Below are 24,875 nucleotides of genomic sequence, written 5' to 3'. Positions count from 1 at the left end.
GCCGGGGTTCTCCTATCGTCATCCGAATGCGCCCACCCGTCTCCCGCCACCGCCCTTCCAACGAGGGCCCTTCGGGACCGCGCCCTCGTGTGTACTCCGCCGACCTCACCCCCTCCTGGAAGAAGCCCGCGCCGGTGCCCGAGGTCGCGGCCGAGCCGGGTCTGGTGGTGGAGGAGCCCGGCACCGGTTTCTGCGGGGCGGTGATCCGCTGCGAGGCGGGCACGGTGACCCTCGAGGACCGCTTCGGCAAGCACCGGGTGTTTCCGCTGGAGCCGAGGGGGTTCCTGCTGGAGGGGCGGGTGGTGACGCTCGTCAGACCCTCGGCCGGTCCGGTACGTCCCACCCGTACGGCATCCGGTTCGGTGGCCGTGCCCGGCGCCCGCGCCCGCGTGGCCCGCGCCGGCCGTATCTACGTCGAGGGCCGGCACGACGCCGAGCTGGTCGAGAAGGTGTGGGGCGACGACCTGCGCGTCGAGGGCGTGGTCGTGGAGTACCTGGAGGGCGTGGACGACCTGCCGTCGATCGTCGAGGAGTTCGCCCCCGGCCCGGACGCCCGCCTGGGTGTGCTGGTGGACCATCTGGTGCCGGGCAGCAAGGAGTCCCGTATCGCCGAGTCGGTGACCAGCGAACACGCGCTGGTGGTCGGGCACCCGTACATCGACATCTGGGAGGCGGTGAAGCCGGCTTCGGTCGGCATCGAGGCGTGGCCCCGGGTGCCGCGCGGCCAGGACTGGAAGACGGGGGTGTGCCGGGCGCTGGGGTGGCCGTCGGACAACACGGGCGCCGTGTGGCAGGCGATCCTGAAGCGCGTGGGGTCCTACAAGGACCTGGAGCCGGAGCTGCTGGGGCGGGTGGAGGAGCTGATCGACTTCGTCACGGGTAGCGGTGGGGCCTGACGTTCTTGTAGGTACCGAACTCGGTGGTGTCCAGTTCCAGTCCCAGATCCTCCAGTGGCAGGGGCGCCCCAAACTTGGTGATCTGTTGCCTCTGATAGTCGGCGTTCTCCCCCTTCCCGACCGGCCGTGTCAGCAGGACACACTGCGCCATGATCGGGTCCACGACGAGGTAGGCAGGCACCTCGCCGGCAGCGTAGATCGACCGCTTGACTTCGTAGTCCCGCTGGACGCTGGTTTTGGAGACCACTTCGACCACCATCGTGACCAACTGGGACGGCAGCAGATGGCCTGAGTCCGGAGCAACACCACGTTCCAACACCACCAGGTCCGGGATGGGCTCGCTGGTCTCATCGATGATGTCCACGTCCGTCACCTGAAGCCGTTCCCAGCGCTTACGCGGGATCTGGTCCACCAAGTCCGCCACGATCCGGTTGTGCACCAGATCGGGAGTGGCCATCATCACGATCTCCCCCCGGAGAAGCTCGGCCTTGATGCCCTCGGGAGGCTCGAACTCCTCGAAGAACTTGGCAATCCCACGCTCGTCCACAGCGGTCATCTCCGTGGCCTCCACATCCGCCGCGTCCTTTTGGCGGCAGCCTACGAACCAGGTTAGGGACCGAACCGGCGTTCCGGAGGGATGCACTCGCCGGAGTGATCAGTCCACCAGATCCCGCACCACCGCGTCCGCCAGCAGCCGCCCCCGCAGGGTCAGCACGGCCCGTCCCTCGTCGTACGGCCCCTCCTGGAGGAGCCCGTCCGCCAGCGCCCGGCGCGAAGCCGCCAACCCCTCCTCCCTGAGCAGAGCCAGCGGCACCCCCTCGCGCAGCCGCAGCTCCAGCAGGATGCGCTCCACCCGGCGGTCCTCCTCGGACAGCAGCTCCCGGCCGGCCCCCGGTGAGCGGCCGGAGGCGAGGGCCGCCGCGTACGCCCCCGGGTGCTTCACGTTCCACCAGCGGACCCCGCCCACGTGGGAGTGGGCTCCGGGGCCCGCGCCCCACCAGTCGGCGCCGCGCCAGTACAGCTCGTTGTGCAGGCAGCGGGCCGCCTCGGAGGTGGCCCAGTTGGAGACCTCGTACCAGTCGAAGCCCGCCGCCGACAGCAGTTCCTCGGCGATCAGGTACCGGTCGGCGTGGACGTCGTCGTCCGTCATCGGGACCTCGCCCCGGCGGATGCGGCGGGCGAGCTGGGTGCCCTCCTCGACGATCAGCGCGTACGCCGACACATGGTCCGGGCCCGCCCCGATCGCCGCCTCCAGCGACGCCCGCCAGTCGTCGTCCGACTCCCCCGGTGTGCCGTAGATCAGATCCAGGTTCACATGGTCGAAGCCCGCCGCCCGCGCCTCCGCGACGCAGGCCTCGGGGCGGCCCGGGGTGTGGGTGCGGTCGAGCACCCGCAGCACGTGCCGTTTCGCGCTCTGCATGCCGAAGGACACCCGGTTGAAGCCGCCCTCGCGCAGCCGGGAGAGGTAGGCGGGGTCCACCGACTCCGGGTTCGCCTCGGTCGTGATCTCCGCGTCCGCCGCCAGGCCGAACTCGTCGCGGATCGCGCCCAGCATCCGTACCAGGTCGTCGGCGGCCAGCAGGGTGGGCGTGCCGCCGCCGACGAAGACCGTGCGGACCTCGCGCGGATCGTCGCCGAGCACCTTGCGGGCCAGGCGGACCTCGTCGGTGAGGGTGTCGGCGTAGTTGTCCCGGGAGGCGAGGACGCCGCCCGTGCCGCGCAGCTCGGTGGCGGTGTAGGTGTTGAAGTCGCAGTAGCCGCAGCGGGTCGCGCAGTACGGGACGTGCAGGTAGAACCCGAGGGGCCGGTCGGCGGCGCCGGTCAGCGCGGCGGCGGGCAGCGCGCCGTCGTCGGGGACCGGCTCGCCGTCGGGGAGTGCGGAGGGCATGGGTCCCATTGTCCCGTACGCCGGCGGTTACTCCGCCTGCAGCACCAGCAGTGCCAGATCGTCCTCCGGCAGGCCCCCGCCGAACTCGTGCACCAGCCGCCGGATCCGTTCCGCTATCAGCTCGGCGCTCAGCCCCGCGCAGCCGGCGAGTGCCTGGGCGAGCCCGTCGCCGTCGTCGAACTGGCGGGTGCCGTCGCGCCGCTCGGTCACCCCGTCGGTGACGCACAGCAGGCTGTCGCCGGGCCGCAGCTCGATGGTCTCGCTGGTGTAGGTCTCGTCCTCGATCACGCCGAGCAGGGTCTGCGGCCGGGCGGCGGTGCGTACCTCGCCGTCGGGGCCGAGGACCAGCGGCAGGGGGTGCCCGGCGGAGGCCAGGACGCAGCGGACACCGCCGTCGAAGGGGGTCAGTTCGCCGTACAGGAGGGAGAGGAAGCGGGTCTGCGGGCCGTCGCCGGGGGCGACCGGGCGGCCGCCGGCGGCGACCAGGGCCCGGGCGGCGGCGTCGGCGGCCTCGGTGGCGTCGTCGAGGAGGAGCTGGTTGAGCCGGTCGAGGACGTCGGCGACCCGGTATCCCTCGCGGGCCAGCAGGCGCAGCCAGGGGCGGGCGAGGCCGATCACCACCGCCGCCTCGGGGCCCTTGCCCTGGACGTCGCCGACGGCGAAGCACCAGCGGCCGTCACCGGCCGGGAAGAGGTCGTAGAAGTCGCCGCTGGGGCCACCCTTGTCGCAGGGTTCGTAGACGAGCGCGCTGCGCATCCCGGGGATCTCGGCGACCGCGCCGGGCAGCAGACCGCGCTGGAGGACGGCGCTGATGGTGGCCTGGCGGGCGTACTGGCGGGCGGCGCCGATGGCGAGGGCCACCCGGCGGGCGAGGTCCTCGACGAGGCCGCTGATCTCGTCGGGGAGACGGTCGGGCCCGCAGCGTCCGACGACCAGCGTGCCCAGTGGGCGGCCGCCCGCGACCAGCCGGTAGGCGAGGGCCGCGCCGTCGCCGTCGAGCGCCTCGCCGGGCCAGGGGTACGGCTCCGGCCCGGACCGTAAGCCGGTGCGGGGGCGCGGCGGGTCCTTCTCCAGCGCCTGGCGCAGCTCCTCCATGCGGTCCTCGCTGCCGTGCCAGACGCGGGCCAGCCGAGGGCCGGCGGCCCCGGTGCCGTCGGCCCAGCCGCCCCCGCCGTCGGTGCCGCCCGAGCGGGTGGCGCCCCAGCGGCCGGTGGCCTCGTCCTCCAGCCACACCGCGCACCAGTCGGCGAGGCGGGGCACGATCAGCTGGCCGGTGAGCGCGGCGACCAGGTTCTCGTCGAGCTGTCCGGCGAGCAGGTCGGAGGCCTCGGCGAGGAAGGACAGGGCGCCCCGGCCGAGCCAGTCCCGGTCGCGTTCGGCGCGTGGCGCGTGCCCCCGCTCGAACGCGGCCGAGGGGGGTTCGGGGGCCAGGCCCTCGGCGATGTCCAGTCCGTGCTCGGGGGTGTGCTCGGTGCGGGCGGCGCTGCCCTCGGCGGGCAGCCGCGCCCACACCGTCTTGGCGCCGCGGCGGTAGGTGACGCCCCAGGATTCGGCGAGCGCGGCGACCAGGCGCAGGCCGCGGCCGTACTCCGGCGGCTCGTAGGACCCCTCGCCGCCGTGGTCGCGGGGGGCGCGGGAGGGGTGCTGGTCGCCGACCTCGACGACGAACGCGCCGGTGTCGTCCTCCAGCCGCCAGTCCAGCTCGACGTCGGTGCCGGCGTGCACGACGGCGTTGGTGACGAGTTCGCTGACGACGACCACGGCGTCCTCGGCCAGCCGGTCGGCGATCGCCGGCCCCCGCTCGGACCAGCTGGCGAACGAGGCGCGCAGCAGGGTACGCGCGGTGCCCGGCGCGAGCGGGCTGCCGGGCAGGCTCGCGTGTGCCTCGTGCACCTGTGCGTACGGGCTCCTGGCGCCCCGCGCGGGTGCCTCACAGCCCCGGGCGACGGTCCCCCGTCGCGTCGGTATGGCCACCATGTCCAGCTCCCCGAGCAGTGTCGGACGTAGTTCCGGCTAATGCGTCCCGATCGATGCGGACAGAGTGACAGACTGACCGCGCCCATAAGCGCCGAGTTACCGAAGTGGGCTGCCATGAGTGAGAACCGTGCACCGAGCGCGCTCGAAGTCGACCGGAAACCGGACGGACTTCGAGCATCAGAGCTGCGTCCGCTGCTCGCCGCGATGACCGCCGCCCGCGACGGCGACTTCGCGAAAGTGCCGGAAACCGGACATGGGATCGTCGCGGAGCTGACCGCCGTCTTCAACCAGATCGTGGACCGCAGCACGCACTTCAACACGGAGGTGCGGCGCGTCAAGCGCGAACTGGTGCGCTACGGACGGCTCGACGAGCGGGTCTCGGCCAGTCCCGGGCAGGGCGCCTGGACCTCCCGGGTCGACGACGTCAACCAGGTGCTGGACGCCCTGGTGGCCCCGGCGGCGAACGCCACGCGGGTGCTGGACGCGGTGGCGGGCGGTGATCTGACCCAGCGGGTGGACCTGCACGACGGCAGCCGGCAGTTACGCGGTGATCTGCGGCGGCTGGGGCGGACCGTGAACAAGACGGTCGACCAGCTGTCCCTGTTCACCGGTGAGGTGACCCGGGTGGCCCGCGAGGTCGGCACCGAGGGCCGGCTGGGCGGCCGGGCCAAGGCGCAGGGTCTTTCGGGCAGTTGGCGGGACGTGACCGAGGCGGTCAACACGATGGCGTCCCGGCTGACCGCGCAGGTCCGCGACATCGCGCTGGTGACCACGGCGGTCGCCCGGGGCGATCTGACCCGTACGGTGACGGTGGAGGCCACCGGTGAGCTGCTGGAGCTGAAGCTCACCGTGAACACGATGGTGGACCAGCTGTCCGCGTTCGCCGACGAGGTCACCCGGGTGGCCCGCGAGGTCGGCACCGAGGGCCGGCTGGGCGGCCGGGCGCAGGTTCGGGGCGTCAGCGGGGTCTGGAAGGACCTCACCGACAACGTCAACTTCATGGCGTCGAACCTGACCTCCCAGGTCCGCAACATCGCCCAGGTGACCACGGCCGTCGCCAACGGCGACCTCAGTCAGAAGATCACGGTCGACGCGCAGGGCGAGATCCTGGAGCTGAAGTCCACGATCAACACGATGGTGGACCAGCTGTCCGCGTTCGCCGACGAGGTCACCCGGGTGGCCCGCGAGGTCGGCACGGAGGGCAACCTGGGCGGCCGGGCGCAGGTCAGAGGCGTCTCGGGCGTCTGGAAGGACCTCACCGACAACGTCAACTTCATGGCGGACAACCTCACTTCGCAGGTCCGCAACATCGCTCTGGTGTCCACCGCCGTGGCTCAGGGCGACCTCGGCAAGAAGATCACGGTGGAGGCGAAGGGCGAGATCCTGGAGCTGAAGTCCACGATCAACACGATGGTGGACCAGCTGTCCGCGTTCGCCGACGAAGTCACCCGGGTGGCCCGCGAGGTCGGCACGGAGGGCAACCTGGGCGGCCAGGCGCAGGTGCGGGGCGTCAGCGGGGTCTGGAAGGACCTCACCGACAACGTCAACTTCATGGCGCTGAACCTGACCTCGCAGGTGCGCAACATCGCCCAGGTGACCACCGCGGTGGCCAACGGCAACCTGTCGAAGAAGATCACCGTCGACGCGCGGGGCGAGATCCTCGAGTTGAAGGACACCGTCAACACGATGGTGGAGCAGCTGCGCGCCTTCGCCGACGAGGTGACGCGGGTGGCCCGGGAGGTCGGCACCGACGGCCGGCTGGGCGGGCGGGCTCGGGTGCTCGGGGTCTCCGGGGTCTGGCGGGATCTGACGGACAACGTCAACTACATGGCGGACAACCTCACTTCGCAGGTCCGCAACATCGCCCAGGTCGCCACGGCCGTGGCACAGGGCGATCTGTCGAAGAAGATCGACGTGGACGCGCGCGGCGAGATCCTGGAGCTGAAGACCACCATCAACACGATGGTCGACACGCTGTCGTCGTTCTCCTCGGAGGTCACCCGGGTGGCCCGGGAGGTGGGCAGCGAGGGCCGGCTCGGCGGCCAGGCGCGGGTGGAGGGCGTGTACGGCACCTGGAAGCGCCTGACGACGAACGTGAACGAACTCGCCCTGAACCTGACCACGCAGGTCCGCGCGATCGCCGAGGTCGCCTCGGCCGTGGCGCAGGGCGACATGTCCCGCTCGATCACCGTGGAGACGCAGGGCGAGGTGGCCGAGCTGAAGGACAACATCAACCTGATGGTGGCCAACCTGCGCGAGACGACTCGGGCCAAGGACTGGCTGGAGTCCAACCTGGCCCGGCTCGCCGCCCTGATGCAGGGTCACCGGGACCTGATGGAGGTCGCCGACCTGATCCTGCGCGAGCTGACACCGCTGGTGAACGCCCAGTACGGCGCGTTCTACCTGGCCGATCCGGACGAGGACGAGTCCGCGCTGCCGACGGCCGTCCCCGCGAAGGGGCTGGCCTTCATCGCCGGCTACGGGGCCGCGCAGGGGGCGACCGTGGAGACCGGGGGCCTGCCGGTGCACGGGCTGGTCCGGCAGGCGGCACGGGAGAAGAAGCGGATCCTGGTGGAGGGGGCCCCGCCCGACTACATCAAGATCAACAGTGGGCTCGGGGAGGCCGCCCCGACCACCATCGTGATCATTCCGATCCTGTTCGAGGACAAGCTCCTCGGCGTGATCGAACTCGCCTCCTTCTCCCGCTTCTCCGACGTCCATCTGGCGTTCTTCGACCAGTTCGTGAACACCATCGGCGTCGCCATCAACACGATCATCGCCAACTCCCGCACCGAGTCCCTGCTCGGCGAGTCCCAGCGGCTGGCCATGCAGCTCCAGGAGCGCTCGGACGAACTCCAGAAGCAGCAGGCGGAGTTGCAGCGCTCGAACGCGGAACTGGAGGAGAAGGCGGCCCTGCTGGCGACCAGCTCGCAGTACAAGTCGGAGTTCCTCGCGAACATGTCGCACGAGCTGCGGACCCCGCTGAACTCCCTGCTGATCCTGGCCCGGCTGCTGTCGGACAATCCGGACGGCCGGCTGTCCGAGCAGGACGTGCAGTTCGCGACGACGATCCACCGCTCCGGCTCGGACCTGCTCCAGCTGATCAACGACATCCTGGACCTGTCGAAGATCGAGGCCGGCCGGATGGACGTACGCCCCAAGCGGCTGCCGCTGATCAAGCTGCTGGACTACGTGCACGCCACCTTCCGCCCGCTCACCCTCGACCGGGGGCTGGCCTTCGAGGTGACGGTCGGCGAGGACGTACCGCGCGAGATGTACTCGGACGAACAGCGCCTCCAGCAGATCCTGCGCAACCTGCTGTCCAACGCGATCAAGTTCACCGCGACCGGCCGGGTGGAGCTGCGGGTGACCCGGGTGAAGGACCCGGAGCACCGCTACGCCCGCGACGGCGACGAGGTGATCGCCTTCGCGGTCTCGGACACCGGCATCGGCATCGCGCGGGAGAAGCTCCCGGTGATCTTCGAGGCGTTCCAGCAGGCCGACGGCACGACGAACCGCAAGTACGGCGGCACCGGGCTCGGCCTGTCGATCAGCCGGGAGATCGCGGGCCTGCTGGGCGGCCGGATCGTCGCCGAGAGCGAGCCGGGCGAGGGCTCCACGTTCACGCTGTACGTCCCGGTCGTCAGCCCCGGGCACACCGTGACCGGGCCGGTGGCCGACGACCTGCTGCCGGTGCAGCCGGCGGAGCCCTTCGCCGCCGACGACTCCTGGCCCGCGCCCACCAGACTGGAGGCCTGGCAGAGCGGCCGGGCGGGGCAGGTGCTCCCCGGCCGGCGGGTGCTGATCGTCGACGACGACATCCGCAACGTCTTCGCGCTCACCCATGTCCTGGGGCGGGTCGGCATGCCGGTCCTGTACGCGGAGAACGGCCGGGAGGGCATCGAGACCCTGGAGCGCAACCCGGACGTGGAACTGGTCCTGATGGACATCATGATGCCGGAGATGGACGGCTACGAGACCATCTCGGCCATACGCCGCGCCCCGCGCTGGTCCGGGCTGCCCATCGTCGCGCTCACCGCGAAGGCGATGCCGGGCGACCGGGAGAAGTCCATCGCGCGCGGCGCCAACGACTACGTGCCCAAGCCGGTCGACGTCGACCGGCTGCTGACCGTCGTCTGCGCGCTCCTCGACCCGGACGGCGCGGCGCTCCTCGGCCCGGACGGCGCGGCGCTCCTCGGCCCGGACGGCGCGGCGCCGGACGAGGCGGGCGGACCGGATGGGGCGCCCGCGCCATGAGCGCCGAGAACCCGGGCGCCGGCGAGGCCGCCATCCTCGTGGTCGACGACATGGAGGACAACCTGACGGCCCTGGAGGCCGTGCTGGCCTCCCTCGACGAGCCCGTGGTCCGGGCCCGTTCGGGCGAGGAGGCGATGAAGGCGCTGCTGCGCCGGCGCTTCGCCGTGGTCCTGCTGGACATCCGGATGCCGGGCATGGACGGCTTCGAGACCGCCGCCAACATCAAACGGCTCGACCAGACCAAGGACGTACCGATCATCTTCCTGACCGGCGTGGCGGACGACTCCGGCTACGCCTTCCGCGGCTACGCGACCGGCGCGGCCGACTATCTGACCAAGCCGTTCGACCCCTGGGTGCTGCGCGCGAAGGTCACCGTGTTCCTGGACCTCCACCGCAAGACGCTCGAACTGGAGCGGCTGCGCGCGGAGGTCCGGGAGCTGCGGCGGCTGCGCGCTACCCTTCCCGCGTCCCCGCGTACATCTCGTCGATGAGGTGCTTGTACTCGCGCTCCACCACGGGCCGCTTCAGCTTCAGGCTCGGGGTGATCTCACCGTGCTCCACGTCGAGGTCCCGGGGCAGCAGTCGGAACTTCTTGATGGTCTGCCACCGCTGCAGCCCCTCGTTCAGCTCCTTCACATAGCCGTCGACCATCTCGACCGTGGCCGGCGCGGCGACGATCTCCGCGTACGACTTGCCGTCCAGCCCGTTCTCCTTGGCCCACTCCAGGATCGTGATCTCGTCCAGGGCGATCAGGGCGGTGCAGAAGTTCCGGTCGGCACCGTGCACGAGGATGTTGGAGACGTACGGGCACACCGCCTTGAACTGGCCCTCGACCTCGGCCGGGGCGACGTACTTGCCACCCGAGGTCTTGATCAGGTCCTTCTTGCGGTCGGTGATGCGCAGATAGCCGTCGGGGGACAGTTCGCCGATGTCGCCGGTGTGGAACCAGCCGTCCGACTCCAGCACCTCGGCGGTCTTCTCGGGCAGCTGGTGGTAGCCCTCCATGACACCGGGGCCGCGCAGCAGGATCTCCCCGTCCTCCGCGATGCGCACCTCGCAGCCGGGCAGGGGCTTGCCGACCGTGCCGGTGCGGTAGGCCTCGCCCGGGTTGACGAAGGAGGCGGCGGAGGTCTCGGTGAGGCCGTAGCCCTCCAGGATGTGGATGCCGGCGCCGGAGAAGAAGAAGCCGATCTCCGGGGAGAGGGCGGAGGCGCCGGAGACACAGGCGCGCAGCCGCCCGCCGAAGGCCTCGCGCAGCTTGGAGTAGACGAGGGTGTCGGCGACCTTGTGCTTCGCGGCCAGGCCGAAGGGCGCGGAGGCGGTGCCGGTGCGCCGGAAGTTGTCCTGGGTGGCCTTGGCGTACTCGCGGGCGACCTCGGCGGCCCACTGGAAGATCTTGTACTTGGCGGGGCCGCCCGCCCGCGCCTTGGCGGCGACGCCGTTGTAGACCTTCTCGAAGATGCGGGGGACGGCCGCCATGTACGTCGGCCGCACCACCGGCAGGTTCTCGATGATCTTGTCGACGCGGCCGTCCACGGCGGTGACATGGCCGACCTCGATCTGCCCCGAGGTGAGCACCTTGCCGAAGACGTGCGCCAGCGGCAGCCACAGGTACTGCACGTCCTCCGAGCTGATCAGGCCGGTCGCGGCGATCGCCTTCGCCATGTACGCCCAGTTGTCCTGCGGGAGGCGGACGCCCTTGGGGCGGCCGGTGGTGCCGGAGGTGTAGATGAGGGTGGCGAGCTGGTCCTTGGTGATCGCGCCGACCCGCTCCTTGATCAGCTGCGGGTGCTGCTCCAGATAGGCGGCGCCGCGCCGCTCCAGCTCGGCGAGGGTGAGCACCCAGTCGTCGCTCTCCACCCCGGCCGCGTCGATCACCACGACCTTGGTCAGCGCGGGCAGCTCGGCGCGCTTCTCCAGCGCCTTGGCGAGCTGCGCCGCGTCCTCGGCGATCAGCACCCGGCTCTCCGAGTCGGAGAGGATGAAGGCCGACTCGTCCGCGTTGGTCTGCGGGTAGACGGTCGTGGTGGCCGCCCCGGAGCACAGGATGCCGAGGTCGGCGAGGATCCACTCGACCCGGGTGGAGGCGGCGAGCGCCACGCGCTGCTCGGGCCGCACGCCCAGCTCGATGAGCCCGGCCGCGATGGCGTAGACCCGCTCGGCGGCCTGGGCCCAGCTCAGCGACTTCCAGTCGTCCGGGCCGGTGCCGGAGGCCGGGGGCACGGGGTAGCGGTAGGCCTCGGCGTCCGGTGTGGCCGCCACGCGCTCCAGGAAGAGGGCCGCCACGGACGGCGGACGGTTCTCGATCAGGGTCTGTGTGTCGCTCACGACATCCTCCGGGGCCCGCGACAGTGCGGCTGGCTCAGTGCGGCTGGGTTCACTCACGGTGGGGTTCGCGCTGTTGTTTAACTCGCGAGTAACTATCGAGCAGGGATCAGCGTAAGGCGCGACCGGCCGCTGCGTAAGGGGCTTCGGCCTGTCACTTTCCACGCAGAGCGACGCTACGCGCGCGTAGGGCCCGCCGTGCTTTGCTACGGCGGGCCCCTTTTTGCGCGGACTTCACTTGTAACCGGCGGTTACTTCTTGCCCTTGCCCGACCCCGCGCTGTCATCGCTGGAAAGGACCGCGATGAAGGCCTCCTGCGGAACCTCCACGGAACCCACCATCTTCATCCGCTTCTTGCCTTCCTTCTGCTTCTCCAGCAGCTTCCGCTTACGGGAGATGTCACCGCCGTAGCACTTGGCGAGGACGTCCTTGCGGATGGCGCGGATGGTCTCGCGGGCGATGACCCGGGAGCCGATGGCGGCCTGGATGGGCACCTCGAACGCCTGCCGCGGGATGAGTTCGCGCAGCTTGGCGACGAGCCGCACACCGTACGCGTACGCCGCGTCCTTGTGGGTGATCGCGGAGAAGGCGTCCACCTTGTCGCCGTGCAGCAGGATGTCGACCTTGACCAGGGAGCTGGTCTGCTCGCCGGTGGGCTCGTAGTCCAGCGAGGCGTAACCGCGGGTCTTCGACTTCAGCTGGTCGAAGAAGTCGAAGACGATCTCGGCGAGCGGGAGGGTGTAGCGGATCTCGACCCGGTCCTCGGAGAGGTAGTCCATGCCGAGCAGGGTGCCGCGCCGGGTCTGGCACAGCTCCATGATCGAGCCGATGAACTCGGTCGGCGCCAGGATGGTGGCGCGCACGACCGGCTCGTACACGTCGTTGATCTTGCCCTCGGGGAACTCGCTCGGGTTGGTGACGGTGTGCTCGGTGCCGTCCTCCATGACCACGCGGTAGACCACGTTCGGCGCGGTGGCGATCAGGTCGAGGCCGAACTCGCGCTCCAGCCGCTCACGGATCACGTCCAGGTGGAGCAGGCCCAGGAAGCCGACGCGGAAGCCGAAGCCGAGGGCGGCCGAGGTCTCCGGCTCGTAGACCAGCGCGGCATCGTTGAGCTGCAGCTTGTCCAGGGCGTCCCGCAGCTCCGGATAGTCGGAACCGTCCAGCGGATACAGGCCCGAGAAGACCATCGGCTTGGGGTCCTTGTATCCGCCGAGCGCCTCGGTGGCGCCCTTGGCCTGGCTGGTGATGGTGTCACCGACCTTGGACTGGCGGACGTCCTTCACACCGGTGATCAGATAGCCCACCTCGCCCACGCCGAGCCCGTCGGCCGGGAGCATCTCGGGTGAGCTGACGCCGATCTCCAGCAGCTCGTGGGTGGCGTTGGTGGACATCATCCGGATCCGCTCACGCCTGTTGAGCTGGCCGTCGATGACCCTGACGTACGTGACGACACCCCGGTAGGAGTCGTACACGGAGTCGAAGATCATGGCGCGGGCGGGCGCGTCGGCGACGCCGACCGGGGCCGGGATCTCCTTGACGACCTTGTTCAGCAGCGCGTCGACGCCGAGGCCGGTCTTGGCGGAGACCTTCAGGACGTCCTCGGGGTCGCAGCCGACCAGGTTGGCCAGCTCCTCGGCGAACTTCTCGGGCTGCGCGGCCGGCAGGTCGATCTTGTTCAGTACGGGGATGATCGTGAGGTCGTTCTCCATCGCCAGGTAGAGGTTGGCGAGGGTCTGCGCCTCGATGCCCTGGGCGGCGTCGACGAGGAGGATGGTCCCCTCGCAGGCGGCCAGCGACCGCGAGACCTCGTAGGTGAAGTCGACGTGCCCCGGGGTGTCGATCATGTTGAGGATGTGCGTCGTGCCCTGGTCGGGGCCCTCGGTCGGGGCCCAGGGCAGACGCACCGCCTGGGACTTGATCGTGATGCCGCGCTCGCGCTCGATGTCCATGCGGTCGAGGTACTGAGCACGCATCTGCCGCTGCTCGACGACGCCGGTGAGCTGGAGCATCCGGTCGGCGAGCGTGGACTTGCCGTGGTCGATGTGCGCGATGATGCAGAAGTTGCGGATCAGAGCCGGGTCGGTACGGCTCGGCTCGGGCACATGGTTAGGGGTCGCGGGCACGCAGGGTCCTGATTCTTGAGGTATCCGCAGGGCAGCGGCTCGGGTCGGATCGATACGTAGCCTCCATGGTCCCACGGGCGGCGACCGGGGACCGTTTTGGGCCGTCCCGAGTGCCACTGGTACTCTGGGTGGCTGTGCCTCATGCCCTCTCAGCGCGAGGCACGTCCTCAAGAAATCACCTGGTACGGACCCGGAGTCACTCCCGGCCCCGTGCCTGAACCTGAAAAGGCTCATTCGTGGCGAACATCAAGTCCCAGATCAAGCGGATCAAGACCAACGAGAAGGCGCGGCTGCGCAACAAGGCCGTCAAGTCCTCCCTGAAGACCGCGATCCGCAAGGCCCGTGAGGCCGCTGCCGCGGGTGACGTCGAGAAGGCCACCGAGTACCAGCGCGCTGCCGCGCGTCAGCTCGACAAGGCCGTCTCGAAGGGCGTCATCCACAAGAACCAGGCCGCCAACAAGAAGTCGGCCCTGGCCAACAAGGTCGCGGCACTCAAGGGCTGAACCCTTCTTTGATCTGACCGCCGGAAGGACCCAGAGCGGGCCCTCTCTCCTCCGCTCCCGACCGGCATCCCAGAGCCTGTACGCGGCCTGCGTTCGCCACGCGGGTACGGGCTCACCGGCTTGAACCGAAGGCCCCGTCGCTCCACCCTTCCCCAGGGCGAAGCGACGGGGCCTTCGGCGTGCCCGAACCCGTCCGAGCCGGCCCGCCCTGACTATCCGCGTCCCCGTGAGCGTGCCGCGTGGGCGATCGTCACCACCGCTTTCTCCAGGGCGTATTCGGGGTCGTCGCTGCCGCCCTTCACCCCCGCGTCCGCCTCGGCCACCGCGCGCAGCGCGATCGCCACCCCGTCCGGTGTCCAGCCGCGCATCTGCTGGCGTACGCGGTCGATCTTCCACGGCGGCATGCCCAGTTCGCGCGCGAGGTCGGCGGGCCGGCCGCCCCGGGCCGAGGACAGCTTCCCGATCGCCCGGACCCCCTGCGCCAGCGCGCTGGTGATCAGCACGGGTGCCACGCCGGTCGCCAGCGACCACCGCAGGGCCTCCAGCGCCTCCGCCGTCCGCCCCTCGACGGCCCGGTCCGCGACCGTGAAGCTCGATGCCTCGGCCCGGCCCGTGTAGTACCGCCCGACCACGGCCTCGTCGATCGTGCCCTCGACGTCCGCGACCAGCTGCGTCACCGCCGAGGCCAGCTCCCGCAGATCACTGCCGATGGCGTCGACCAGCGTCTGGCACGCCTCGGGCGTGGCCGACCGTCCGAGCCCCCGGAACTCACCGCGTACGAAGGCGAGCCGGTCGGCGGGCTTGGTCATCTTCGGGCAGGCCACCTCCCGCGCCCCCGCCTTGCGCGCGGCGTCGAGCAGCCCCTTGCCCTTGGCCCCGCCCGCGTGCAGCAGCACGAGCGTGATCTCCTCGGCGGGCGCCCCCAGATACGCCTTCACGTCCTTGACCGTGTCGGCCGACAGATCCTGCGCGTTGCGTACGACCACGACCTTGCGCTCGGCGAAGAGCGACGGACTGGTCAGCTCGGCGAGGGTACCGGGCTGCAACTGGTCCGGAGTCAGGTCACGCACGTCCGTGTCGGCATCGGCCGCCCGGGCGGCGGTCACCACCTCCCGCACGGCACGGTCGAGCAGAAGGTCCTCCTGGCCCACGGCAAGGGTCACCGGGGCGAGAGGGTCGTCGTTCGCAGTCTTCCTGGCCATCGCGCCAAGCATCCCACGCAGCACTGACAACGCGGCACGGAGCGCGGCACTGGCAGCGCAGCACAGACAAGGCAGCGCGGGCCGGCCGCCCCGTCGGCCGAGTCCGGGGGGTCCCCTCCGGGGGCCGGTAGCCCGGAGGCCGGGGTCCCGGAGGCGGGGCCCGGAGGCGGGGGGCCCGGAAACCCGGAGGCCGGGGCGGGGGGCCCGGGAGGCCGGGGGCCCGGAGGCGGGGGGCCCGGAGGCCGGGGGCCCGGAGACCCGGAGACCCGGAGGCCGGGGGCCCGGAAACCCGGAAACCCGGAGGCCGGAGACCCGGAGGCCCGGAGACCCGGAGACCCGGAGGCGGGGGGCCCGGGAGGCCGGGGGCCCGGAAACCCGGAAACCCGGAGGCCGGAGACCCGGAGGCCCGGAGACCCGGAGGCGGGGGCCCGGGAGGCCGGGGGCCCGGAGGCGGGGGCCCGGGAGGCCGGGGGCCCGGAGGCGGGGGCCCGGGAGGCCGGGGGCCCGGAGGCCGGGGGCCCGGAGGCCGGAGACCCGGAGACCGGAGACCCGGAGACCCGGAGGCGGGGGCTCAGGAGGCCGGGGGCCCGCAAACCCGGAGGCCGGAGACCCGGAGCCCCGGAGCCCCGGAGGCGGGGAGCGGTGCCAGGAGGCCGGGAAGCCGGGGCAGCCCGGGTCGGGTTACGGCTCCTCGCGCCAGCCGTCCCAACGGCCTGCGAAGGCGTCCAGTTCCGCCGGGTCGAGACGCTCGTCCTCGTCCCGCAGGAGCACGAGCCACTGCGCGTCCTCGGCGTCGTCCTCGCCGGCCAGGGCGTCGCGGACCAGCCGGGGTTCCTCGTCGACAGCGAACCGCTCCCCGAGCGCCTCGGCCGCCTCCTCGGCGGCGTCACGGTCGGGCAGCACCAGCACGTGTCTCACATCGCTCACGCCGCCCATTGTCCGGCACGGTTCGCCCGCCTCAGTCCCTGGTCAGCCGCAGCTCCCCGCCCGCGCCGCCCCGCCCGCCGACCGCGATCGCCCCGTCCCGGTCCGTGCGCAGCACCACCGCCCCCTCGGCGCGCAACGCGGCCACGGTGCCCGGGGCCGGATGCCCGTACGGATTGTCGGCGCCGACCGAGATGAGCGCCACCCGCGGCGCCACCAGCCGTATCAGCTCCGGGTCCTGGTGGGCCGAGCCGTGGTGGGCCACCTTCAGCACGTCCACCAGGCCCAGCGCGGCCGCCGCCGGAGATCTCAACAGCGCCTGCTGGGCAGGGGGTTCGAGGTCCCCGAGGAGCAGCAGTCGCAGTCCGGCGGTCCGCACCAGCAGCGCGACACTGGCGTCGTTGGGACCGTCCGGCTCCGGCGCCGGGTCGGGTGGCGGCCACAGCACCTGCCAGGCCAGCGGGCCGGCCCGCCGCTCCTCCCCGGCGACGGCCCGGGTGACCGGGATGTGGTGGTCGGCCGCCTCCCTCCTCACGAACCCGGCCTCGTCGGCGGGTTCCTCGAAACCGGTGGTCTCGACGGCGGCCACGGAGCGCCCCCGCAGCACCCCGGGCAGTCCGGCGACGTGGTCGGCGTGGAAGTGGGTCAGTACGAGGAGCGGGATCCGGGTGACACCGAGTTGCCGCAGGCAGTGGTCGACGAGTGCGGGATCCGGTCCGGCGTCCACCACCACCCCGGCGCCGCCCCCGGCCGCGAGGACGGTCGCGTCGCCCTGCCCGACGTCACACATCGCGAACCGCCAGTCGGGCGGCGGCCAGCCCGTGATCACCCGGGTGAGCGGCGCGGGCCGCACCAGCACCAGCAGGAGCAGCAGCGCCAGCACACCGCACCACCACGGGTGCCGCAGCAGCCGCCGCCCGGCCAGGACGACGGCCATGGTGATCCCGGCGAGCAGCAGTGCCCCCGCCCAGCTCCCCGGCCAGTCCACTCCCGCGCCGGGCAGCGCGGCCCCGGTCCTGGCGACCCGGGCGATCCACCGGGCCGGCCAACTCGCGGACCACGCCAGCGCCTTGGCGACGGGCAGGGCCACCGGCGCCGTCACCAGCGCCGCGAAGCCCAGGACGGTGGCCGGGGCGACAGCGGCCTCGGCCAGCAGGTTGCACGGCACCGCCACCAGACTCACCCGGGCCGACAGCACGGCGATGACCGGCCCGCACACGGCCTGCGCGGCGGCGGCCGCGGCCAGCGCCTCGGCCGCCCGCGCGGGCACCCGGTGCCGGCGCAGCGCCTCGCTCCAGCCCGGCGCCAGCACCAGGAGCGCCCCGGTGGCCAGCACGGAGAGCAGGAAGCCGTAACCGCGTGCCAGCCACGGGTCGTACAGGACCAGCAGCAGGACCGCCGTCGCGAGCGCCGGGATCAGGGATCTGCGGCGCCCGGTGGCCAGGGCGAGCAGGGCGACCGCGCCGCAGGCCGCCGCCCGCAGCACACTCGGGTCGGGGCGGCACACGATGACGAACCCGAGGGTGAGGACCGCGGCCGACAGCGCGGTCGCCCGCAGCGAGAGCCCGAGCAGTGGTGCGAGCCCCCGGCGCTCGGTGCGCTGGGCCAGGCCGGGCGGTCCGACGAGCAGGGCGAGCAGGATGGTCAGGTTGCTGCCGGACACGGCGAGCGTGTGCGCCAGGTCCGTGTCCTTGAAGGCGTCGTCCAGTTCGGGCGTGATCCGCGAGGTGTCCCCGACGACCAGCCCGGGAAGCAGCGCCCGCGCGTCCCCGGGCAGCCCGTCGGTCGCCTCCCGCAGCCCGGCCCTGAGCCGTCCCGCCAGCCGCTGCGGCCCGCTCGGCCCCGCCACGACCTCCGGTACCGGCCGGCTCCGCACCCGCAGTACGGCCGCCGTCTCGTCCCCCGTCGTCATCGTCGGCGCCAGCCGCGCGGCCACCCGCAGCCGGGTGGACGGCAGCAGTCCGAGCCAGGCGGCCCGCGCGTTCCGTGTGCCGGGCACGGCGGCCCGCAGCGGTGCGGGAACCTCCGTGTCGACGATCACCAGCACCGGGGTCCGGGTCCGCGCACTCCTCCCGCCGCTCTCCTCGACGCGCCGTACCTGTGCGCGGGCCAGCACGGACACCGGTGCCGCGTGGTCTCCCCGCACCCGCGGTCTGCTCAGCCACGGATCGCCGCTCAGCTCGACCTCGGCGGTCACGCTCGCGTACCGCCGGGCCAGCTCGGGCACGGGGCCGCGCCGCACGTCCGCCCCGTGCAGCCCGGCCGAGGCGGCGGCCGCTGCGACGCACAGGAGCACGGTGGCGGCCGGTACCCGCGACCAGCCGAGCCGGGCGCGCGGGCCGGGGTCGCCGCCGGGCCACCCGTCGCTTCGCGCCCCGCGCACGGCGAGCAGGACGGTCCCGGCGATCAGACAGACGGCCGTGACCGCGATGCTCCAGGCCGGCGGGGTGTCCAGCGTCAGTGCCGCCGTCGCCCACACCGCGAGCGCGGGCGGCACCAGGCGCAGGTCCGTCGGGCCCTCCTGCCGGGGGTGGGGGTCGCCCAGCCGGCGTCCCGAGGCGGAGTGCACGGCCCTGCGGCCGTTGGCGGTCCCCGGTGGGTGCCGGCCGGTGACGCGGCTCATGGCCGGACCAGATTCCGCAGGTCGGCGAAGCGGCGGGCACCGACGCCGTTCACCTGGCGCAGCTCGTCCACCGAGCGGAATCCGCCGTGCTGTGTGCGGTAGTCGATGATGCGCCGGGCCAGCACGGGGCCCACTCCGGGGAGGGTGTCCAGCTGCTCGGCCGTCGCCGTGCTGAGCGGGATCGGGGCCGTGGGTGCCGCGCCCGCCGCCGGGCCGGCCGGGTACGGACCTGCCGGCCCTCCGGCGCCCGGTGCGGGAGGCGGGGCCTGGGCGGGGGCGCCGACGACGATCTGTTCTCCGTCCACCAGGAACCGGGCGCGGTTGAGTCCCTCGGTGCTGGTACCCGGTCGTGGGCCGCCGGCCGCCCGCAGCGCGTCGGCGACCCGTGAGCCGGCCGGCAGCCGGTGGATCCCCGGGTCCCGTACCTTGCCGCTGACGTCCACGACGATCTCCGCCCCGGCCGTGCCCGGAGCGGCGCCGGCGGAGCCTCCCGGCCGGCCGGCTCCCGACTCGCTTCCCCCCGGCTGTTCCCCGGGTTTCTCCCAGAGCTTCGCCCCGGTCTTGCCTCCGGCCCTGTTCCCGGACGTCTCGTACGGCGCCTCCGCGCGCACCACCTGGGGCGCGCTCACGGACTGGGTGCGGCCGGCCCAGAAGTGCTGCACCGCGAGCACCGCGGCCAGGGCGAGGACCACCGTGAGCGCGACCGCACCCCGCCGTTCCAGCCCGCACCGCGCCTGCAACCACACCGGCAGCCGCTCACGCAACGCGAGCGCGGCCCGCTCACGCCGACCCGGTGCCGGGGGCCCGGCCGCGCGTCCCGCGTCGGCCGCCTGTCCCGCACGAGCCGCCCGCCCGGTATACGCCACCCTCCCCGCACCGGCCGACGGAGTCCCGGGCACCGTGGGCGCCGTACCCGTCGCGTTCGCCGTGTCCGCGCGCGGTCGCGCCCCGGGTGGTCCGTGGCCCGACTCCCGCCGCTGTACGGCTCGTTCAGCGAAGAGCAGTTCCGCGCGGCGGCGCAGTTCCTCCCCCGGTACCGGGCGGTGCCCGGCCGGATTTCGGTCGGCCGGGCGGCGGTGGCGGGCGCGGCCGTCGGAGGCCGGCCCGCGGCCCGGGCCACTGGTCGCGGTCGTCGTACGGGAGCGTGATCGAAGTGCCATGCGACGAGGATGGGGCATCCCGCCGATTCGCGATGATCTTGGTCAATTCCCGTGGACCACGGGCTGGTTGTGGATAATTCCGCCACCCGCACGGGTGACACGAAACCCGGGGAGTCCGCTGACACGGGCCGGCCTCACCTCGGCGAGACGACGGCCCCCAGCAGCCCGGGCCCGGTGTGCGCCCCGATCACCGCGCCCACCTCGCTCACATGCAGGTCGGCCAGCCCCGGTACCCGCGCCCGCAGCCGCTCCGCGAGCGCCGAGGCCAGGTCGGGGGCGGCGAGATGGTGGACAGCGATGTCGACCTCGGCGCCGCCCGCACGGTCGGCGGCGATCTCCTCCAGGCGGGCGATCGCCTTCGACGCCGTACGGACCTTTTCGAGGAGTTCGATGCGTCCGCCGTCCAGTTGGAGCAGCGGCTTCACCGCGAGGGCGGAGCCCAGCAGGGCCTGGGCCGCGCCGATGCGGCCGCCGCGCCGCAGATAGTCGAGCGTGTCGACGTAGAAGTAGGCGGAGGTGCCCGCGGCCCGCTTCTCCGCCGCCGTGACGGCCTCGTCCACGGTGCCGTCCGCCTCCGCCGCCTCGGCCGCCGCGAGCGCACAGAAGCCGAGCGCCATCGCGACCATCCCGGTGTCCACCACCCGCACCGGCACCGGCGCCTCGCGCGCCGCGAGCACCGCCGCGTCGTACGTGCCCGACAACTCGGCGGACAGGTGCAGGGAGACGATGCCGGTGGCGCCGGACTCCGCGACCTTCCGGTAAGTCTCCGCGAACACCTGGGGGCTGGGCCGCGAGGTGGTCACGGAGCGCCGTTTCTGCAGCGCCTGGGCCAGGGAGCGGGTCGAGATCTCGGTGCCCTCTTCGAGTGCCTGGTCGCCGAGGACCACGGTCAGGGGCACCGCTGTGATGCCGTGGCGCTCCATCGTCCGGGGCGGCAGGTAGGCCGTTGAATCGGTGACGATCGCGACATGGCGGGACATGAGCTGGAGGTTACCTGGCGTAGCGCGCCGACGGCAGCCCGGCCCCTGCCGGCCGGCCCGCCGGGACCGGGGCCGGACGGGTCAAGTGGTGCTCTCCGGACGGGGTTTCTTCTGCCAGGAGTAGGCGGGGCGCCGGAGTCGCGGGGCGATCGCGGGCGGCTCCGGCTCCTCGGCGGCGCGGGCGCCGGGCGCCTGCGGCCAGGTCTGCTCGGAGGCCGGGCCGTCGGCGGCGGGCGCCTCGGGCCAGGGAGTGGCCGACGGGTCGGGCCGCGTCCAGTGCCGCAGCGCGTCCGCCTCGACGTCTATCTGGGCGCTCAGCGCGTCCAGATCGTCGCCGGCGAAGCGGTGGGCCCGGTCGCGGGCCGCCCAGCGCAGCGCGTCGGCGGACTGGGTGATGCGCTCGGTGCGGGCACGCAGGTCCGGCAGCCTCGCCTTGAGCGTCGCCCGGTCCGGTTCGGACTCCAGGCGCTTGAGCTCGGCGTCCAGTTCCTGGCCGTGCGCGCTGAGCCGCTGGAAGAGGCCGAGGGACTCCTTCAGCGACTCGTCCTCGGCCACGCCCGCGTGCAGCGCGTCCTGGGTGGCACGCATCGACGTGCGCAGGGTGAGGCGGAGCTGGGCGACCTCGGCGGCCGGGCCGACCTGGACGAAGGATTTGGCACGCAGGGTGTGGTCCTCGACCGTGCGGCGGGCCTGCGTGATCGTACGGTCCACGCCTCTCTTGGCGGCGCCCACCGCCTTGACCGTGGCGTACGCGCCGAGCCCGACGAAGAGCAGGAAGAGCAGGACGAACACTGTGAGCACCACTTCCACGACGCTCCTCCTCCACCCGCGCTGGCCATGAACCGCTCCGCTCTTCCACGGTAAACGCAGCGGGCAGGTTCCGAGTTCCACCAGAACCCGGAACCTGCCCGTAGGGGACCACCCCTATGCGGTGGCCGTCGGCCACCGGGCGTCACCCCGTGACGATGTTCACCAGCTTCGGCGCTCGCACGATCACCTTGCGGATGGCGGCCCCGTCCAGCGCCGCGACGACCTTCTCGTCGGCCAGTGCCACCTTCTCCAGCTCCGCCTCCGAGATGGCCGGAGGCACCTCCAGACGGGCCTTGACCTTGCCCTTGATCTGCACGACACAGGTCACGGTCTCGTCCACGACGTAGCGCGGGTCGGCGACCGGGAAGTCCTGGTGGACCACCGAGCCGGTGTGGCCCAGCCGGCGCCACAGCTCCTCGGCCACGTGCGGGGCCAGCGGGGCGATCAGCAGCACCAGCGGCTCGGCGACCGAGCGCGACACCGGACCGCCCACCTTGGTCAGGTGGTTGTTCAGCTCGGTGACCTTGGCGATGGCGGTGTTGAACCGCAGCCCCTCCAGGTCCTGGCGGACGCCGTCGATCGCCTTGTGCAGGGCCCGCAGGGTGTCCTCGTCGGGCTCCGCGTCGACGACCGTGACCTCACCGGTGGTCTCGTCGACGATGTTGCGCCACAGCCGCTGCAGCAGCCGGAACTGGCCCACCACCGCGCGCGTGTCCCACGGCCGGGACACGTCCAGCGGGCCCATCGCCATCTCGTACAGGCGCAGGGTGTCGGCGCCGTACTCGGCGCAGATCTCGTCCGGAGTGACCGCGTTCTTCAGGGACTTGCCCATCTTGCCCAGCAGCCGGGAGACCTGCTCGCCCTGGTGGTAGTAGGAGCCGTCGCGCTCCTCCACCTCGGCGGCCGGCACCGCGATGCCCCGGCTGTCGCGGTAGACGTAGGCCTGGATCATGCCCTGGTTGAACAGCTTGTGGAACGGCTCGGCCGACGAGACGTGCCCCAGGTCGTACAGGACCTTGGACCAGAAGCGGGCGTACAGCAGGTGCAGCACGGCGTGCTCGGCGCCGCCCACGTACAGGTCGACACCGCCGTGCGGCATGCCCTCGCGCGGGCCCATCCAGTACCGCTCGATCTCCGGGTCGACCAGCTTGCGGTCGTTGTGCGGGTCCAGGTAGCGCAGCTCGTACCAGCAGGAACCGGCCCAGTTGGGCATGGTGTTGGTCTCGCGGCGGTACTTCTTCGGCCCGTCGCCCAGGTCCAGGGTGACGTTCACCCAGTCCTCGTTGCGGGACAGCGGCGTCTCCGGGGACGTGTTCGCGTCGTCCGGGTCGAAGGTGCGCGGCGAGTAGTCCTCGACCTCGGGCAGCTCCAGCGGCAGCATCGACTCGGGCAGGGCGTGGGCGGTGCCGTCCTCGTCGTAGACGATCGGGAAGGGCTCGCCCCAGTAGCGCTGGCGGCTGAACAGCCAGTCGCGCAACCGGAAGTTGACCGTGCCGTGGCCGATGCCCTTGCGCTCCAGCCACTCGGTGATGCGCGCCTTGGCGTCGGCGACACTCAGGCCGTCCAGGGAGATGTCGCCGTTGGCGGAGTTGATGATCTTCGCGTCGTACGACGCGAAGGCGTCCTGCCACGTCGAGGTGTCGGTCCCCCGGCCGTCGGTCGGCTCGACGATGCAGTGGACCGGCAGCTCGAAGGCGCGCGCGAACTCGAAGTCGCGCTGGTCGCCCGCCGGTACGGCCATGATCGCGCCGGTGCCGTAGCCCATCAGGACGTAGTCGGCGATGAAGACCGGGATCCGCTCGCCGTTGACCGGGTTGGTCGCGTAGGCGCCCGTGAAGACGCCGGTCTTGTCCTTGGCCTCGGCCTGCCGCTCCACGTCGGACTTGGCGCCGGCCTGCGCCCGGTAGGCGGCGACGGCCTCGGCCGGGCTCGCGTGACCGCCGGTCCACACCTCGTGGGTGCCCTCGGGCCAGGCGGCCGGGGTGAACTTCTCGACCAGCGGGTGCTCGGGGGCCAGCACCATGTAGGTCGCGCCGAACAGGGTGTCCGGGCGGGTGGTGAAGACCGTGATCTGCTCGCCGTCGATCGGGAAGTCGACGCGGGCGCCCTCGGAGCGGCCGATCCAGTTGCGCTGCTGCAGCTTGATCGCCTCGGGCCAGTCCAACGCCTCCAGGTCGTCCAGCAGCCGGTCGGCGTAGGCGGTGATGCGCATGTTCCACTGGCGCAGCTTGGCCTTGAAGACCGGGTAGTTGCCGCGCTCGGAGCGGCCGTCGGCGGTGACCTCCTCGTTGGCCAGCACCGTGCCGAGACCGGGGCACCAGTTGACCGGCGCGTCGGAGGCGTAGGCCAGGCGGTACTCGCCCAGGACGTCGGCGCGCTCGGCGGCGCCCAGCTCGTTCCAGGAGCGCCCGCCGGGCACCGCGCGCTCACCGGATTCGAACTGGGCGATCAGCTCGGAGACCGGACGGGCCTTGCGGGCCTCGTCGTCGTACCAGGAGTTGAAGATCTGCAGGAAGATCCACTGGGTCCACTTGTAGTAGTCCGGGTCGATCGTGGCGAACGACCGGCGCCTGTCGTGGCCCAGGCCCAGCCGGCGCAGCTGGATCTTCATGTTCTCGATGTTGGCCTCGGTGGACACGCGCGGGTGCGTGCCGGTCTGCACGGCGTACTGCTCGGCGGGCAGGCCGAAGGCGTCGAAGCCGAGGGTGTGCAGGACGTTGTGGCCGGTCATGCGCTGGAACCGGGCGAAGACATCGGTGGCGATGTAGCCCAGGGGGTGACCGACGTGCAGTCCCGCACCGGAGGGATACGGGAACATGTCCATGATGAACTTCTTGGGCCTGGCCGCCAGCTCCGGGTCGCCGGACAGGTCACCCGTGGGGTTGGGCGCCGAGTAGGTACCCTCGGTGTCCCAGAAGTCCTGCCAGCGTGCCTCGACCTCGGCCGCCATGGCTGCCGTGTAGCGGTGCGGCGCCGCGTCCGCCGACGCGGCGGCGGGGGCGGCGGGGTTCGTCTCGCTCATGATCCTCAAAGCTCCATCGGTCGTCTCTGCCTGCGGCGGTGACTTTCGGGAAACGAAAAATCCCCTCGCACAGGAGGGGACGCCGCGCCGATTCCGCCAGCCGGTTCACCGGTGGTCGGGACTGATCAGCGCGGCCCGCTAAGCAGAAGGCGTACGGCACGCATGGCGTCAGGGTACCGCAG

16 protein-coding genes are annotated in these 24,875 nt (G+C 72.2%); 4 read left to right on the top strand and 12 right to left on the bottom strand.

The features are described 5' to 3' along the window. Positions 1-26: 26 nt before the first annotated feature. Positions 27-896, top strand: coding sequence for a DUF3097 domain-containing protein (locus ACFYMM_RS13770; RefSeq protein WP_388386069.1), 870 nt, complete (start codon positions 27-29; stop codon positions 894-896). Here the strand turns inward: ACFYMM_RS13770 and ACFYMM_RS13765 are convergent. From ACFYMM_RS13765 to ACFYMM_RS13755, 3 genes are all read right to left on the bottom strand, one after another. Further along, complete coding sequence (locus ACFYMM_RS13765) at positions 874-1,452, bottom strand: Uma2 family endonuclease (protein ID WP_388386068.1); 579 nt, start codon at positions 1,450-1,452, stop codon at positions 874-876. The two genes, ACFYMM_RS13770 and ACFYMM_RS13765, sit on opposite strands and share 23 nt — an antisense overlap. 99 nt (positions 1,453-1,551) lie before the next feature. After that, complete coding sequence (gene hemW, locus ACFYMM_RS13760) at positions 1,552-2,784, bottom strand: radical SAM family heme chaperone HemW (RefSeq protein ID WP_388386067.1); 1,233 nt, start codon at positions 2,782-2,784, stop codon at positions 1,552-1,554. Between the two features lie 27 nt (positions 2,785-2,811). Further along, positions 2,812-4,761: a SpoIIE family protein phosphatase gene (locus ACFYMM_RS13755; protein ID WP_388386066.1), complete on the bottom strand. Its 1,950-nt coding sequence runs from the start codon at positions 4,759-4,761 to the stop codon at positions 2,812-2,814. 204 nt (positions 4,762-4,965) lie between these two features. Between ACFYMM_RS13755 and ACFYMM_RS13750 the strand changes: the two genes are divergently transcribed. Both ACFYMM_RS13750 and ACFYMM_RS13745 read left to right on the top strand, forming a co-directional pair. Next, complete coding sequence (locus ACFYMM_RS13750; RefSeq protein WP_388386231.1) at positions 4,966-9,018, top strand: HAMP domain-containing protein; 4,053 nt, start codon at positions 4,966-4,968, stop codon at positions 9,016-9,018. After that, the gene (locus tag ACFYMM_RS13745) at positions 9,015-9,509 is read left to right on the top strand and encodes a two-component system response regulator (protein ID WP_388386065.1); all 495 of its coding nucleotides are present in this window, start codon (positions 9,015-9,017) and stop codon (positions 9,507-9,509) included. The genes ACFYMM_RS13750 and ACFYMM_RS13745 overlap by 4 nt, the downstream gene beginning before the upstream one ends. Here the strand turns inward: ACFYMM_RS13745 and ACFYMM_RS13740 are convergent. Both ACFYMM_RS13740 and lepA read right to left on the bottom strand, forming a co-directional pair. Next, complete coding sequence (locus ACFYMM_RS13740; protein WP_388386064.1) at positions 9,472-11,346, bottom strand: AMP-dependent synthetase/ligase; 1,875 nt, start codon at positions 11,344-11,346, stop codon at positions 9,472-9,474. The two genes, ACFYMM_RS13745 and ACFYMM_RS13740, sit on opposite strands and share 38 nt — an antisense overlap. Before the next feature lie 248 nt (positions 11,347-11,594). Continuing rightward, positions 11,595-13,469 carry a translation elongation factor 4 gene (gene lepA / locus ACFYMM_RS13735; RefSeq protein ID WP_388386063.1) on the bottom strand — a complete coding sequence of 625 codons (1,875 nt, stop codon included), beginning with the start codon at positions 13,467-13,469 and terminating at the stop codon, positions 11,595-11,597. A 236-nt stretch (positions 13,470-13,705) separates the two neighbouring features. Between lepA and rpsT the strand changes: the two genes are divergently transcribed. Continuing rightward, on the top strand, positions 13,706-13,972 hold the full coding sequence (rpsT, locus tag ACFYMM_RS13730; RefSeq protein WP_388386062.1) for a 30S ribosomal protein S20: 267 nt from the start codon (positions 13,706-13,708) through the stop codon (positions 13,970-13,972). A 212-nt stretch (positions 13,973-14,184) separates the two neighbouring features. Here the strand turns inward: rpsT and holA are convergent, their stop codons facing one another. The 7 genes from holA to leuS form a co-directional block, all read right to left on the bottom strand. Next, a complete protein-coding gene (gene holA, locus ACFYMM_RS13725) occupies positions 14,185-15,174 on the bottom strand; it encodes a DNA polymerase III subunit delta (protein ID WP_388386061.1) in 990 nt (329 codons plus the stop codon). A 681-nt stretch (positions 15,175-15,855) separates the two neighbouring features. After that, positions 15,856-16,101, bottom strand: coding sequence for a hypothetical protein (locus tag ACFYMM_RS13720; protein WP_388386060.1), 246 nt, complete (start codon positions 16,099-16,101; stop codon positions 15,856-15,858). A gap of 31 nt (positions 16,102-16,132) precedes the next feature. Next, positions 16,133-18,721 carry a ComEC/Rec2 family competence protein gene (locus tag ACFYMM_RS13715; protein WP_388386059.1) on the bottom strand — a complete coding sequence of 863 codons (2,589 nt, stop codon included), beginning with the start codon at positions 18,719-18,721 and terminating at the stop codon, positions 16,133-16,135. Beyond that, the gene (locus ACFYMM_RS13710; RefSeq protein WP_388386058.1) at positions 18,718-19,881 is read right to left on the bottom strand and encodes a helix-hairpin-helix domain-containing protein; all 1,164 of its coding nucleotides are present in this window, start codon (positions 19,879-19,881) and stop codon (positions 18,718-18,720) included. Before ACFYMM_RS13710 ends, ACFYMM_RS13715 begins: the two co-directional genes overlap by 4 nt. 134 nt (positions 19,882-20,015) lie before the next feature. Continuing rightward, positions 20,016-20,861: a DegV family protein gene (locus tag ACFYMM_RS13705; RefSeq protein ID WP_388386057.1), complete on the bottom strand. Its 846-nt coding sequence runs from the start codon at positions 20,859-20,861 to the stop codon at positions 20,016-20,018. An 81-nt stretch (positions 20,862-20,942) separates the two neighbouring features. After that, entirely contained in the window at positions 20,943-21,671 is a 729-nt protein-coding gene (locus ACFYMM_RS13700) for a hypothetical protein (protein WP_388386056.1), read from the bottom strand. Positions 21,672-21,813: 142 nt separating this feature from the next. Further along, on the bottom strand, positions 21,814-24,693 hold the full coding sequence (gene leuS, locus ACFYMM_RS13695) for a leucine--tRNA ligase (protein ID WP_388386055.1): 2,880 nt from the start codon (positions 24,691-24,693) through the stop codon (positions 21,814-21,816). Positions 24,694-24,875: the final 182 nt, after the last annotated feature.

This window comes from Streptomyces sp. NPDC006739 (genome assembly GCF_042869815.1).
Classification (GTDB): domain Bacteria; phylum Actinomycetota; class Actinomycetes; order Streptomycetales; family Streptomycetaceae; genus Streptomyces.
Note: the sequence above shows the minus strand (reverse complement) of the source record. Positions and strands in the feature narration are given on the sequence as shown.

What these genes read in the sequence shown, in the direction of transcription:
- holA (WP_388386061.1), bottom strand. Translation starts at nt 15,174, where the DNA reads ATGGCCAGGAAGACTGCGAACGACGACCCTCTCGCCCCGGTGACCCTT.
- hemW (WP_388386067.1), bottom strand. Translation starts at nt 2,784, where the DNA reads ATGCCCTCCGCACTCCCCGACGGCGAGCCGGTCCCCGACGACGGCGCG.
- leuS (WP_388386055.1), bottom strand. Translation starts at nt 24,693, where the DNA reads ATGAGCGAGACGAACCCCGCCGCCCCCGCCGCCGCGTCGGCGGACGCG.
- ACFYMM_RS13750 (WP_388386231.1), top strand. Translation starts at nt 4,966, where the DNA reads ATGACCGCCGCCCGCGACGGCGACTTCGCGAAAGTGCCGGAAACCGGA.
- ACFYMM_RS13765 (WP_388386068.1), bottom strand. Translation starts at nt 1,452, where the DNA reads ATGACCGCTGTGGACGAGCGTGGGATTGCCAAGTTCTTCGAGGAGTTC.
- ACFYMM_RS13770 (WP_388386069.1), top strand. Translation starts at nt 27, where the DNA reads ATGCGCCCACCCGTCTCCCGCCACCGCCCTTCCAACGAGGGCCCTTCG.
- ACFYMM_RS13705 (WP_388386057.1), bottom strand. Translation starts at nt 20,861, where the DNA reads ATGTCCCGCCATGTCGCGATCGTCACCGATTCAACGGCCTACCTGCCG.
- ACFYMM_RS13710 (WP_388386058.1), bottom strand. Translation starts at nt 19,881, where the DNA reads ATGGCACTTCGATCACGCTCCCGTACGACGACCGCGACCAGTGGCCCG.
- ACFYMM_RS13745 (WP_388386065.1), top strand. Translation starts at nt 9,015, where the DNA reads ATGAGCGCCGAGAACCCGGGCGCCGGCGAGGCCGCCATCCTCGTGGTC.
- ACFYMM_RS13755 (WP_388386066.1), bottom strand. Translation starts at nt 4,761, where the DNA reads ATGGTGGCCATACCGACGCGACGGGGGACCGTCGCCCGGGGCTGTGAG.
- ACFYMM_RS13715 (WP_388386059.1), bottom strand. Translation starts at nt 18,721, where the DNA reads ATGAGCCGCGTCACCGGCCGGCACCCACCGGGGACCGCCAACGGCCGC.